The following is a 13,261-nucleotide window of genomic DNA, read 5'->3' as shown; positions in this document are numbered from 1 at the left end:
ATGTATCACCTCTCCACATACCTTTATCCATATTATACCATATCCCAAAAATTTGTATAACCAACATTCGGTATTGAAACCACTAATAAAAAAGACTGCAGAGAAATTCTTCTCCGCAGCCTAATATTTATTTTTGCAAAAACGCCTGTAAATCTGCAAATTGTCTCTTTGCATCCTCATAGCCTTGCTCATATAAACTTTGTAATTTTGCTGTATCTTTTTCCATACGATCTACTTGAAGCGGCACTTCTGGGCGAATAACAAATAAATTCCCAGCTTGTTCTTCTTTTTCAATGTAGTGAAGTGTTTCATTATACACTTCATAACGATTCAGCATCGTGTTAACAAGGTTCGGATATTTTTTATAAGCTTTCGCTGCAACCCATCCAAACTTTGATTTTTTCTTTGCGTAACCATGATTTCTCGTTAAAATAACGACTGATTTTTTAAATCCGTCTTCTTGCGCTTTACGAACTGGAATCGGATCAGAAATCCCGCCATCTAACAATTGCTTACCGCGGTAATTTACTACCGGTGCAATGAAAGGCAATGAACTAGACGCTTGTAATAAATTTAGCGCATCATCATTCGTTCCTTCTTTTTCAAAATAAACAGATTGCCCTGTTTCACAATCTGTTGTCCCTACAAGGAAACGCTCTGGACTATTGAAGTATGTTTCAAAATCAAACGGCACATGCTTTTCTGGAATTTCATGAAAAATGAAATCCATATCGAATAGTTGACGTTTTTTCCACAAGTTTTTATACGATAAATATTGTGGATGTGATGCATAATCAATATTGACTGTTTTATTTCTATTTCTTTGTCTGGAAAGATACGACGCTGCATGACAAGCACCAGCCGAGACACCAATCACATATGGAAAATATAAATCTTGTTCCATAAAATATTCTAATATCCCGCCCGTATATACACCACGCATACCGCCGCCTTCTAATACTAACCCCGTATTTTCAAGCATGTTACTCTCTCCTCTATATATATTGACTCTTTAATTATTCACTATGTTAAGTATCTTTTTCTATTATATATGAGTTCTTTCAGAAATTATATTCAAAAGGCTTGAGAAAAAAGTATTTTTTCTTCCAACTATATTTCCAAATGATCAGAGACATCCTTTATAAACCTTTGAATAAAATCTTGCTCTTCTTTCGTATATCCATCTAAAAGTAACAGCCACTCTTCTTCCGCTTGTTTATGCAACTTTTCATGAGCTTTATATATTTCATTTCCTCTTTCCGTTAAGCGGAAGAAAATTTCTTTTTGATTATCTAACATTTGCATCTTCTCAACGAACTGCTTTTGAAATAACTTTGTACAAATTTTAGAGATCGCGCCCTTCGTCATTCCCATTTCTGTTGTAATAGCCGTTACATTCATGAGACCATTTTGTCCGATACACTCGATAACATGTAACTCAGATAAAGACATACCACTTACACCTGTTTCACGAAGAAACTTCTCATTATTTTCTTTCAAATGCTCTTCTTTTTTATGAAAAAGTGTACGAATATCCGAAATTATTTCCATTTGTTTCGCTGTACGTTCCAATCCGTTCGCCTCCTAAGTTTCCAAAGAAACAATTTAACTATATACCATTTTAAAATCATTTCTCCATCTTTACAAGTGAGAAAATCATGTTAAAATAAATTTAGTTTCCAAGGAAACTAAAAATAAGGAGGTTAGCAATTATGGAAAAAACCAAACTGAATTTCATTTTATATGTTGTCTGTATGAGTGCCTTACTCAGTTCCTTCGCTCAAAATATTTACACACCGATCTTACCGATGATTCAAAATTCGTTTCATACTTCTCTTTATCTTGTAAGTTTAACCGTTTCACTTTTCACATTCATTCTTGCGATTATGCAGCTCATATACGGACCTTTAATTGATACAAAAGGAAGAAAATCTGTCCTTATCCCTAGTTTAATTATTAGTACAATCGGCTCAATTGGTTGTGCTTTCTCACCAAACATTTACTTATTTCTATTTTTTAGAGCTGTTCAAGCTATAGGAATAGCGGCTATACCTGTAGTTGCAGCAACGATTATCGGTGATTTATTTGAAGGAAAAGAACGCGGAAAAGCGATGAGCCTTTATCAAATGTTACTTGCTCTCGCACCTGCGATCGGCCCTCTTATAGGTGGTTATCTCAGCAGTATACACGGCCACTTATCTGTATTTCTGTTTTTATCTACAATTGGCATCATCTTATTAATTATAAACATTTCACTACTTCCAGAAACAAAACCAAATGTAATTAAACAACCTAAAGCAAAAAAGAATTACTGGCTTATCTTAAAAAATAAAACTGGATTTTCTATTACACTTATTGGCTTTATTCAATTTTGTATGTATTTCTGTTTCCTCGTTTTTTTGCCTAGCATATTAACAAATATATATCATCTACACGCAAGTGAAATTGGTCTTATGTTTGTACCAATGTCCCTTTCTATTATGTTAGGAAGTTATTGCTACAAATTTTTGCAAAAACAGTTCACAACAAAGCAAGCTTTATTCATCACTAGTTTCTTCAATATTATATGTATCACTTTATTCTCTTTCGCATATAGCAACAATATCCCAACCGTCATTATCGTTACCTCTTTATACGGTTTTAGCATGGGACTTTCTATGCCAACTCACACTACTTTATTAACGGAAGAATTCGTACAAGAACGCGCAACAGCTATCGGTATGTACAACTTCATTCGCTATTTTGGCATGGGTACAGGACCTATTGTAGGTGGGTTTCTTTTATTTAATCAAAATTACTTTTGGATTTTCTTTATAGGAGCAGTTACATTTCTACTTATAGTTTTATACGCAATAAAAATGTTACGTTTCTCTACCGCACAAAAGGCAAAATAGAGCCCCAGAAAGGTGGGCTCTATTTAAGCTCTTTGATCGGCAACAATATGAATATCAATATACTTTGTTTGTCTCATAATTTCATTTACAATAGAACCTTTTCGTATTTCTTCCCACCTTGTTCTTGCAGATTGTCCAAGTAAAATTTGCGTCACTTGTAATCTTTTTGCGACTTCAATAATAACATCCGCTGGTTTTCTCCCTTTCGCCTCTTCTAATACAAAACTCGCATCAAATTGATTGGTTAACGATTTCCACTCTTCAATCGTCTGCTTTTTTCCAGCTGAAATAAAATCTATATTTTCCCTCTCAACGTTTAATACGTACAATTCAGCATTTAACCGATCAGCCATGCGCCATCCCCGTCTTATTAATTTCTCCGCTGTTGAACTGTATTGTACACAAACGAGAATTTTTTCTTTTACGCCAATTGGTTCTATTACTGTTTGGCTAATTTTCTCGTCCATATCATCAGCAACTTCTCGAAGTGATAACTCTCTGAGTGCCCCTAGATTATTAAGCGTAAAGAAATTTTGTAAGCTTTGCTGAATTTTTTCTTCCTTATATATCTTTCCATCTATTAATCTCTTCCTTAATACCTCGGGCGTTGCATCAACGAGCTGAATTTCATTTGCTTTTTGTAAAATAAAGTCTGGAATACGTTCCCGTACTTTTACATTCGTAATTTGAGCTACAATGTCATGAACGCTTTCTAAATGTTGAATATTAAACGCAGATAATACAGATATACCGGCATCTAACAATTCTTGCACATCCATGTAACGCTTCTTATTTTTAGACCCAGGAATGTTACTATGTGCAAGTTCATCCACTACAACTACTTGCGGGCCACGCTTTATAATTCCTTCTACATCAAGTTCATAAAATACTTTTCCTTTATACTCTATTTCTTTTAAAGGAACTTTTTCTAAATCAGCAATTGCTTCTTCCGTCTCTTTTCTACCATGTGTTTCAATTAAACCAATTACAATATCAATACCGTCTTTTTTCATCTCTCGTGCATCAAAAAGCATTTTATAACTTTTCCCTACGCCTGGGGCAGCCCCTACGTATAGCTTTAATTTTCCACGATTTTGTTGACGAATGTATTCTAAATATTCCTCTGGCGTTCGCCTTTGAAACGTCGGTTTATAATCATCCGCATACAAAACACTCACAACCCTTCTTGCGAAACAACACTACCTCAATCCGTTAGATTGAGGTAGTACTGTTACTATTTCATTAATTTCTGTAATTCTAAGTTTAACTTTAAGACGTTTACGCGATCTTCTCCAAATAAACCGAAGGCAGCACCTTCTGTTTGTTCCTTAATCAATTGATTTAACTTTTCTTTCGGAATATTCGTTAATTTAGAGATGCGATCTACCTGCACAGACGCTGCCTTTGGACTAATGTCAGGATCAAGCCCTGAACCTGAATTCGTCACTAAGTCTATCGGTACTTCTGTAACTGGAACGGTTGGATTTTGTTTCTTCCAGTCTTCCATACTTTTCTCTACTCGTTTCTCTAAATCTGGATTAGACGGTGCATAGTTATTTGAACCAGATGCTTCTGCTTTATATTCTATACTAGAGACACGTCCATGAAAATAACGTGGATCTGTGAAATTTTGACCGATTAACTTCGAACCAACTATTTCATCCTTATCATTATATATAAGACTTCCATCCGCATTATCCTTCATTACCGCTTGTGCAATACCAGTTACAATAAGCGGGTATACGAGGCCGCACAAAACTAAAAATGTAAAAGTAATACGAATAATTGGTGATAGTATACTTTGTTTCTTCGCCATCTTTTTCCCCTCTTCCTTATATGAACAAGCCGACAAGCATATCAATTACCTTAATTCCAATGAACGGAACGATAACCCCGCCAAGCCCGTAAATGAGTAAGTTTCTGCTAAGCAATGCATTAGAGCTCATCGGTTTATATGCGATTCCTTTCATCGCTAATGGAATAAGTAATGGAATAATAACAGCGTTAAATATTAATGCTGATAAAATTGCTGACAGTGGTGACGTTAATTTCATAATGTTCAATGCTTCCATTTGCGGAATCGCAAGTGTAAACATTGCTGGAATGATTGCAAAATATTTCGCTATATCATTCGCAATACTAAACGTCGTTAGCGCACCACGTGTCATTAACAATTGCTTACCGATTCCTACAACCTCAATAATTTTCGTTGGATTCGAGTCTAGATCAATCATGTTCGCCGCTTCTTTCGCTGCTGTCGTACCACTATTCATCGCTAATCCAACGTCCGCCTGCGCTAATGCTGGAGCATCATTTGTACCATCACCTGTCATCGCTACAAGTTTCCCTTTATCTTGCTCTGCTTTAATAACAGCAATTTTATCTTCCGGTTTACACTCAGCAACAAATTCATCTACTCCAGCTTCTTTTGCAATCGTTGCTGCTGTTAACGGATTATCACCTGTACACATAACCGTTTTAATCCCCATTTGGCGTAACTGTTCAAAACGCTCACGCATACCCGGTTTTACTGTATCCTTTAAATAAATTAAACCGTAAATACGATTATCTACTGCAACTACAAGTGGTGTTCCACCCTCTTTTGAAATGAAATCTGCTTTTTGATTTACATCTTTCGGAATTGTTCCGCCTTGTGACCCAACCCATTCAATAACGGCACCTACAGCACCTTTTCTCACTTTCGTTCCGTCTTGTAAATCAACACCACTCATTCTCGTTTCTGCTTTAAACGGAACAAACTCACCTTGTTCTGCAAGTTCTCTATTATATGATATAGATTTTCCCTGCACATACTCGATAACAGATCGACCTTCTGGCGTTTCATCTAAAACAGAACTAATAGCAGCCCACTTTCCAACTTGCTCAATCGTTTCATTTCCTACTGGAAGCAGTGTATGTGCCATTCGGTTCCCGAAAGTAATCGTACCTGTTTTATCTAAAATAATTGTATTAATATCGCCCGCAGCTTCTACTGCTTTCCCTGACATCGCTAACACGTTAAATTTTGTCACCCGGTCCATCCCAGCTATACCAATTGCCGATAATAACCCACCAATTGTCGTTGGAATTAAACAAACTAACAATGCTACAAGTACAGCTGTATCAATTTGAAACCCTAAATAATTCGTGAAAATTGGCAACGTCACAACAACGATTAAGAAAATAAGCGTTAAACTCGTTAATACTGTATTTAAAGCAATCTCATTCGGCGTTTTTTGACGAGCAGCCCCTTCTACTAATGAAATCATTTTATCAATAAATGATTCTCCAGGATTACTTGTAATAACAATTGTAATCTCATCACTTACGACCATCGTTCCGCCTGTTACGGAACAAAAATCGCCACCCGCTTCCTTTATAACAGGGGCTGATTCTCCTGTTATTGCAGATTCATCGACAGACGCTAACCCTTTTATTACTTCACCATCATTCGGAATCATTTCCCCTTGTTTTACGATAACAACGTCACCTTTTCTCAGATCAGTTGCTGAAACTTGAACAATGTCTCCATTTTCTTTTACGACATTTGCAAACACATCTTTCTTCGATTGTTTTAAAGAATCGGCTTGCGCTTTACCACGGCCTTCAGCTAACGCTTCTGCAAAGTTAGCAAATAAAACTGTAAATAATAGAATGAGAGAAACTGTTATATTAAACCATCCTGGTACACTACTAGAACTGCTTGGGAGAAAAGATAAAATGAACGTAATGATAAACCCAATTTCCACAATGAACATAATCGGATTCTTTATCATTACTTTCGGATTCAATTTCGCAAAGGATTGTTTCATCGCATGCGTCACGATATCACGATCCAACGTTTTCGCTTGTCTAACTTCATCTTCTACAGCATGTATTTGTGAATCGTTCAATTGTTTTTCTTTTACTACTACCGGTCTCATTATTTACCCTCCATTACTTCAATGTAAGAAATTCTGCAATTGGGCCAAGTACTAACATCGGGAAAAATGTTAATGCACCAACAATTACAATCGTTCCAATAAAGATTCCTCCAAATAAACCATTATCCGTACGGAACGTTCCGACTGTTTCTGGTACTACCGTCTTCTCTTTCAATGAAGCTGCTACAGCTAGCATCGTAATTAAACTGAAATAGCGTCCTAAAAACATAACTAAACCAGTCGTAATATTCCAAAACGGTGTATTATCTGCTAATCCTTCAAATCCAGATCCATTATTCGCAGCTGACGATGTGTATTCATATACAACTTGCGTTAAACCGTGAAAACCGGAATGAGAAATCGCATCCGTTCCTAAACTTGTTGAAAGAGCTAATGCAGAAAATCCTAAGATAAGTAATGGATGAAATAGAATCGTTACTGCAATTAATTTCATTTCCTTACCTTCAATCTTTTTACCTAAAAACTCTGGTGTTCTTCCGACCATTAACCCAGATATAAAAACTGCAATAATTGCATACATAATAATATTAATAAAGCCCGCTCCAACACCGCCGTATACTGTATTCAACATCATATTTACGAGTGGAACTAAACCGCCAATTGGCGTTAACGTATCATGCATCGTATTAACGGCCCCTGTTTCAGCAGCTGTCGTTACTGTTGCGTATAGTGAAGAAAATACTGTTCCAAATCGTACTTCTTTCCCTTCTGTACTTCCTTGTACATGTTCGATACCCATTCCATTTAATGCCGGATTCCCGTTTAGTTCAGATGTCGTAATCGTTATAAATCCTAGTAAAAACACCATGAATAGTGAAACGAAAAGGATACGCCCTTGTTTTTTATTTCCTACCATTCGTCCGTACGTAAATGGAAGTGCTGTTGGTAATAACATCATAAGCATCATTTGCAAAATATTACTCATTTGTCCTGGATTTTCAAAAGGATGTGTAGAGTTTGCCCCGAAAAATCCACCGCCGTTATTCCCAAGTTCCTTAATAGAAACGAATGATGCAACAGGCCCGCGTAAAATACTTTGTTTTGCTCCATCAATCGTTTGTGCTGTAACCGCCCCATCTAACGTTTGTGGTACACCAAGTGCGACAAAGACTAACGCTGCAATAAATGCGATAGGAAGAAACACTCTCGTTAACGCCCTCGTAAAATCAACGAAAAAGTTACCAAGTTCTTTTCCAGCAAGTCCTCTTATAAAAGCCATAACAATCGCTAACGTCGTTGCTGGTGCCGCAAACATTAAAAATGTAATCCCGATTAATTGTGATAAATAAGATAAACCATTTTCACCGCTGTAATGTTGTAAGTTTGTATCAGCCATAAAACTAATCGCTGTATTAAAAGCGAGCGTAGGCTCCATCCCTTCAATATGCGCTGGATTTAATGGCAATACACCTTGTAATCTAAAAATGAAATATACAACGACAATCATAAATCCGTTGAGTAGAACTAATGATAATGCATACTGTTTCCACGTTTGATTGTATCCTTTTACACCTGTAATTTTAAAAATAAGTTTCTCAAAAGGCCCGAATACTTTATCTAGCATTTTGCTACCTTGAAAGGCTTTCTCTAAATAAATCCCCGTTGGCTTTGCTACTAAAATAAACAAGAGCATTGTAATAATGACTGCAACCCAAATCATAATGAATGATTCCCCCTAATTAAAACTTTTCTGGATTTAATAATGCGTATACTAAGTACACCGTAATCGCTGCAACAATAACCGATAAGGCAATCATCATGATTGCTTCCCTTCTTTCACAACTTTATCTGACCAACTTGCAAGACTTGCCATCGATGCTACTAATACAACAAAAATTCCGATCATCACAACATCTAACATAACAATCCCTCACTTTAAATGTTAAAATTTACCATTAAAATATTAAAAAAGAACACTGAGCTCTACTCAGTGTTCAAAAAATGAACAACAAAAAGTAAACCTCCTCTCTAAACGCTTACGAGGTTAGCTGTCGGATTCGGGCCTAAAGAGTAGCCCTACTTTCAAAACTGAAAGATTCACCCCAAGTGACGATGCACAAAATTGGTTCCCCCGCTCCATTTCTGGAACTCAGCGATTTTAGGTTTTTTTTGGAAATTTGATAAATGATTTATGAGAGTAAATATACTCCTCTATATTTCACTTGTAAAGAGGTAAATTACTTAAAATAAGAAAATATTACGCTATTTAAACGCTTACATTACGTATTATTAATATTCTTTCATCTGTTTTCTTGTCTTTTCTTTCTTTTTCATAGAAATGACCTTTTATATATAAAAAAAGAGCGAATGTATATAAGCACCCCACTTAGGCACACTTAACATTCGCTCTCGTTTTCATTCAGAATTTATTTACCACGTAAAAAAGCACGTAAATTTCTCCCACGGATATAAACTTGTGATAATTCTGCATGTAACTGCTCATATTCAATAATATCCGCCTCTAAATACAAAGCATCTTTTGATGGTAATAAAATATATGGCCCTGGAAAAATAGGATCAATCTGTGCCAATTCTTGAACCCTCTCGATCGATACCGCCCAACGATTTGCTATATCTCCAAATAGTAGTACCTTCATCATTTCTTCCCCCGCCCGCCCTATTCAAAAAATAAAAACGAAATATTATCACAGTTCGTAAACACGACAAATTTAGCTCCAATTGTTTCATAGAGCCGCGCTGGATATCGTTTATTCCTTGTAACAACAGTAATAGGCGCTTGAAAAGAAAAACGAATGTGTTCTGTGAAGAAACTAACTGTTGGAAGCTCATCCCCTAGTAAAATCACCTTCTTAATTCGTGTGCACATACTAGTAAAATCTTTCTCCTTATTACAGCTATAAGCTGATTCAAACCCATAATCTCTAACTTCAGCCGCTATCTCTTCATTGACTGTAAAAATAATTAACTCATGCTGAAATGCTACTAGCTCTCTTAAACTCTTTACCTTGTTTTTTTCTCCAACACAAATAAGTGTTAGTTCCATGTACCTCATCCTCCTTAGCATAAAAGAATTCAAACGTAGATTGATATTCCCCTATACTAATCGGATCGATGAAGTGATGTATCCATCATGGCACCGTCCTCTCTCAAAACGCTTACGAAGTTAGCTGTCGGATTCGGGCTTTGAGAGTAGCCCTACTTTCAAAACTGAAAGATTCACCCCAAGTGACGATGCACAAAATTGGTTCCTCCGCTCCATATATTTGGACTCAGCGTATTACAAAAAAATGTATTCTGGCTGATATATTACTCTTGTATTTGGAAAAAGTAAACAAAAAAAGCCAGTTGTAAAACTGGCCTTTTCATTCTTCATGCTTATGCTTTATTCAATTTATACGCAAAATGATTCGTCGGTCCATGACCACTACCAATATTCAATGGCTCTTCAATTGCTATACTAATAAATCGTTTTGCCTCTTGAACTGCTTCGTCCATTGAGTATCCTTTCGCAAGTCCAGCTGTAACTGCTGAAGCAAATGTACAGCCACTTCCGTGCGTTTGTTTCGAAGGAATTCGTTCACTTCTAAATTCAATAAACTCTTCTCCATCAAAGAGTAAATCAATTACTTCATTACCTTGATATTCCGCATGTCCGCCCTTCATAAGCACATATCTAGCACCTAATTCGTGCAATACTTTCGCAGCTTTCTTACTATCTTCTATATTATGAATCTCCATCCCAGTTAACACTTCAGCTTCTGGAACATTCGGTGTAATAACTGTTGCTACTGGTAATAAATATTCCTTTAATGCTTGAACTGCTTCTTGCTGTAATAATGATGCTCCGCCCTTTGCAATCATAACAGGATCTAGCACAATATTATTCCAACCAAATTTCTTAATCTGTTCTGCCACAATTTGAATAATTTCACTACTAAATAACATCCCTAGTTTCACTGCATTTGGTGTTAAATCCGTACCAATTGAATTCAGCTGTTCCGTAATACCTTCTAATGGAACAGGATATACCCCTTGAACGCCAAGCGTATTTTGAGCAGTAATTGCCGTAATTGCCGTCATCCCATACACACCAAGCTCTTGGAATGTTTTTAAATCCGCTTGAATACCAGCACCACCGCCGCTATCAGATCCTGCAATTGTTAAAGCTTTATTCACTTCCATCTCACTCATCCTTTTCTATCCAAAATAGCGATGATAAATCGTCTTTGCTTCGCTTATATCTTTCGTTCCATGTACCAGTACACGGCCATCTTTGAAGGCAACTAACCTCTTTTCTTCAACAGAGAAAGATAGTAAATATGGATTTACATTTAAATCATTCACACGGCCTTCTAGTAGCTGTTTATATTGTTCAAAATCTATTTCTTCTTTATGAGGTGGTCTAATTTGAACTGTATTTCTCCCGCATAAAACTGCTGTTTTCGATGTGTTCTCTTTATTTAAATACGGATATAATGCATTCTCTCCGCACGAAGGACAATTATGTTTGCGAAGTTTTTGCACATTCATACATGAATACTCATTCTTCCACATATCAAACGATACAAGTCCATCTCGAAGTGATTTATAATCTTCTACTAACAGTTTAAGAGCTTCTGTTACTTGATGAGAAACGACAAGAGATACAGCAGGTGATATAATACCCGCTGTATCACATGTCGCCCCGCCAAGCGGAATCGATTGTAATAAACATGATAAACATGGTGTTTTACTAGGAAGAATTGTGTAAGAAAGACCGTAACTGCCTACACATGCACCATAAATCCATGGAATAGAATATTTTTGTGCTATATCATTCACAATAAAACGTGTTTCAAAATTATCAGTCGCATCAATCATTACATCAACGTTTGTAACACGTTCTTCTAGCTCCTCAGCTGTTACATCTTGAACGAGGGCCTCTATTGTTACATCACTATTAATCTCTTCTAAACGCTTTTTAGCCGCTATAGCCTTCGGAAGATTATTTTTCACGTCGCTCTCTGCATACAATTGTTGTCTTTGTAAATTACTCCAATCGACATAATCACGGTCAACAATTGTTATCTTCCCAACACCAGCTCTTACAAACATTTCTGCATTTGCACTACCAAGTGCGCCTGCGCCGATAATAAGCACATGCTTTTCTCTTATCTTTTGCTGTCCTTCTTCCCCAATTGGAGAAAATAGTTCTTGGCGAGAATATCGATTATTCAACTACACTCATTCCTTCTAAAGGACTGCTTGCAGTTGCACAACGTTTACGTGCAATACGCCCCGCTTCAAAGCCTATGCGACCTGCCTCAATACCTAACTTCATTGCGTATGCCATCTTAATAGGATCTTTTGCTCCTGATACAGCCGTATTTAATAACACACCATCTGCTCCTAATTCCATCGCAAACGCTGCATCAGCTGGGCTACCAATACCTGCATCAACGATAACCGGTACTGTCGCTTGTTCAATAATGAAGCTTAAATTTAACGGATTTACAATACCAAGCCCTGAACCGATTGGTGATGCTCCTGGCATAATTGCATGCACACCTAGTTCTTGTAATTTACGTGCTAATACAACATCATCAGATGTGTACGGAAGTACGATAAACCCTTCTTCTAGTAACATTTCAGATGCCTTTAACGTTTCTACTGGATCAGGTAACAACGTTCTATCATCACCAATAACTTCAACTTTGATCATGTCACAAAGCCCTGAAGCTTTTGCTAATTTTGCAATACGAACAGCTTCTTCAGCATTTTTTGCTCCAGCTGTATTTGGTAATAACGTATATTTTTTCACATCAAGCTTCTCTAATAAATTAGGTTGCTTTGCATCAAATATATCCATACGACGTACTGCAAACGTTAAAATTTCAGCTTCAGAAGCGTCAATTGCTTTTTGCTGTACGTCAAAATCAGGGAATTTCCCTGTTCCTAATAAAAGTCTAGACTGAAATGACAATGGTCCAATGTTTAACATAATCAACCGCCTCCTACGAAAGTTACAATCTCAATTTGGTCTCCATCAAAAACAGATGTATCTGTATGATCATCTTTTTGTAAAATATCTTTATTACGCTCTACTACAACAATTCTGTTATCTAACTCTAAATGTGTAAGTAACTCAGCTACTGTTTTTACACTCTCTGGTACTTCAATTTGGTTACCATTAATTTTTAAATTCAAACTTCCATCCCCTTTCTAAACCGTTTTAGAAAGCAATGAATCTAGCAAGTGATTCTCCTGCTTTCCTTCTATTAAATCCGCCATATATTGACCAGAAACAGGGCTTAATAAAATGCCGTTTCGATAATGGCCCGTACAAGCATATAAACCTTTTATTTCTTCATGTTCTCCCATATAAGGAGCTTCGTGATTCGATTGTGGTCTTAATCCTGCCCATGCGCTTTCCCACTCTGCTTCTTTTAAAGCTGGCAATATTGTATAAGCACGCTCTAATAT

At 36.6% G+C, this 13,261-nt stretch carries 16 protein-coding genes and 2 riboswitches; of the genes, 1 reads left to right on the top strand and 15 read right to left on the bottom strand.

The window, feature by feature from the left end:
• Positions 1-127: 127 nt before the first annotated feature.
• Together JDS92_RS21020 and JDS92_RS21015 are read right to left on the bottom strand one after the other, a co-directional pair.
• Positions 128-982 (bottom strand): patatin-like phospholipase family protein, encoded by an 855-nt coding sequence (locus JDS92_RS21020; protein ID WP_000892699.1) that lies wholly within the window; start codon positions 980-982, stop codon positions 128-130.
• Positions 983-1,110: 128 nt separating this feature from the next.
• Positions 1,111-1,572 (bottom strand): MarR family transcriptional regulator, encoded by a 462-nt coding sequence (locus JDS92_RS21015; protein WP_087971089.1) that lies wholly within the window; start codon positions 1,570-1,572, stop codon positions 1,111-1,113.
• Positions 1,573-1,712: 140 nt separating this feature from the next.
• Here JDS92_RS21015 and JDS92_RS21010 point away from each other — a divergent pair, with 140 nt between their 5' ends.
• Positions 1,713-2,894, top strand: a complete 1,182-nt coding sequence (locus tag JDS92_RS21010) for an MFS transporter (protein WP_098139556.1) — start codon at positions 1,713-1,715, stop codon at positions 2,892-2,894.
• A gap of 23 nt (positions 2,895-2,917) precedes the next feature.
• On the opposite strand, the gene kdpDN is transcribed toward JDS92_RS21010, so the two are convergent.
• The 13 genes from kdpDN to JDS92_RS20945 form a co-directional block, all read right to left on the bottom strand.
• Positions 2,918-4,072, bottom strand: coding sequence for a KdpD-like non-kinase potassium sensor (gene kdpDN, locus JDS92_RS21005; RefSeq protein ID WP_087971088.1), 1,155 nt, complete (start codon positions 4,070-4,072; stop codon positions 2,918-2,920).
• Positions 4,073-4,128: 56 nt separating this feature from the next.
• A complete protein-coding gene (gene kdpC / locus JDS92_RS21000) occupies positions 4,129-4,710 on the bottom strand; it encodes a K(+)-transporting ATPase subunit C (RefSeq protein ID WP_087971087.1) in 582 nt (193 codons plus the stop codon).
• A gap of 16 nt (positions 4,711-4,726) precedes the next feature.
• A complete protein-coding gene (kdpB, locus tag JDS92_RS20995; protein ID WP_199632462.1) occupies positions 4,727-6,817 on the bottom strand; it encodes a potassium-transporting ATPase subunit KdpB in 2,091 nt (696 codons plus the stop codon).
• Between the two features lie 13 nt (positions 6,818-6,830).
• On the bottom strand, positions 6,831-8,498 hold the full coding sequence (gene kdpA / locus JDS92_RS20990; RefSeq protein ID WP_000638325.1) for a potassium-transporting ATPase subunit KdpA: 1,668 nt from the start codon (positions 8,496-8,498) through the stop codon (positions 6,831-6,833).
• Positions 8,499-8,517: 19 nt separating this feature from the next.
• Entirely contained in the window at positions 8,518-8,598 is an 81-nt protein-coding gene (gene kdpF / locus JDS92_RS20985) for a K(+)-transporting ATPase subunit F (protein ID WP_000972378.1), read from the bottom strand.
• A complete protein-coding gene (locus JDS92_RS20980) occupies positions 8,595-8,699 on the bottom strand; it encodes a SipW-dependent-type signal peptide-containing protein (RefSeq protein ID WP_000887889.1) in 105 nt (34 codons plus the stop codon). Before JDS92_RS20980 ends, kdpF begins: the two co-directional genes overlap by 4 nt.
• A 98-nt stretch (positions 8,700-8,797) precedes the next feature.
• Positions 8,798-8,943, bottom strand: a riboswitch (cyclic di-AMP (ydaO/yuaA leader).
• A 261-nt stretch (positions 8,944-9,204) separates the two neighbouring features.
• Positions 9,205-9,438 carry a hypothetical protein gene (locus tag JDS92_RS20975; RefSeq protein WP_002059283.1) on the bottom strand — a complete coding sequence of 78 codons (234 nt, stop codon included), beginning with the start codon at positions 9,436-9,438 and terminating at the stop codon, positions 9,205-9,207.
• A gap of 17 nt (positions 9,439-9,455) precedes the next feature.
• The gene (locus JDS92_RS20970; protein ID WP_141523614.1) at positions 9,456-9,842 is read right to left on the bottom strand and encodes a hypothetical protein; all 387 of its coding nucleotides are present in this window, start codon (positions 9,840-9,842) and stop codon (positions 9,456-9,458) included.
• A gap of 93 nt (positions 9,843-9,935) precedes the next feature.
• A riboswitch (cyclic di-AMP (ydaO/yuaA leader) is annotated at positions 9,936-10,084 on the bottom strand.
• A 90-nt stretch (positions 10,085-10,174) separates the two neighbouring features.
• Positions 10,175-10,981 (bottom strand): bifunctional hydroxymethylpyrimidine kinase/phosphomethylpyrimidine kinase, encoded by an 807-nt coding sequence (thiD, locus tag JDS92_RS20965; RefSeq protein ID WP_098139552.1) that lies wholly within the window; start codon positions 10,979-10,981, stop codon positions 10,175-10,177.
• Between the two features lie 15 nt (positions 10,982-10,996).
• Entirely contained in the window at positions 10,997-12,016 is a 1,020-nt protein-coding gene (thiF, locus tag JDS92_RS20960; protein ID WP_098139550.1) for a thiazole biosynthesis adenylyltransferase ThiF, read from the bottom strand.
• A complete protein-coding gene (gene thiG, locus JDS92_RS20955) occupies positions 12,009-12,779 on the bottom strand; it encodes a thiazole synthase (RefSeq protein ID WP_000932007.1) in 771 nt (256 codons plus the stop codon). Before thiG ends, thiF begins: the two co-directional genes overlap by 8 nt.
• A 2-nt stretch (positions 12,780-12,781) precedes the next feature.
• A complete protein-coding gene (thiS, locus tag JDS92_RS20950; protein ID WP_001049505.1) occupies positions 12,782-12,985 on the bottom strand; it encodes a sulfur carrier protein ThiS in 204 nt (67 codons plus the stop codon).
• Positions 12,986-13,000: 15 nt separating this feature from the next.
• Positions 13,001-13,261 (bottom strand): FAD-dependent oxidoreductase (locus JDS92_RS20945; protein WP_199632461.1); only part of this gene is annotated, 261 nt, incomplete at its 5' end.

Source organism: Bacillus cereus group sp. N12, assembly GCF_016483575.1.
GTDB lineage: Bacteria > Bacillota > Bacilli > Bacillales > Bacillaceae_G > Bacillus_A > Bacillus_A toyonensis.
Note: the sequence above shows the minus strand (reverse complement) of the source record. Positions and strands in the feature narration are given on the sequence as shown.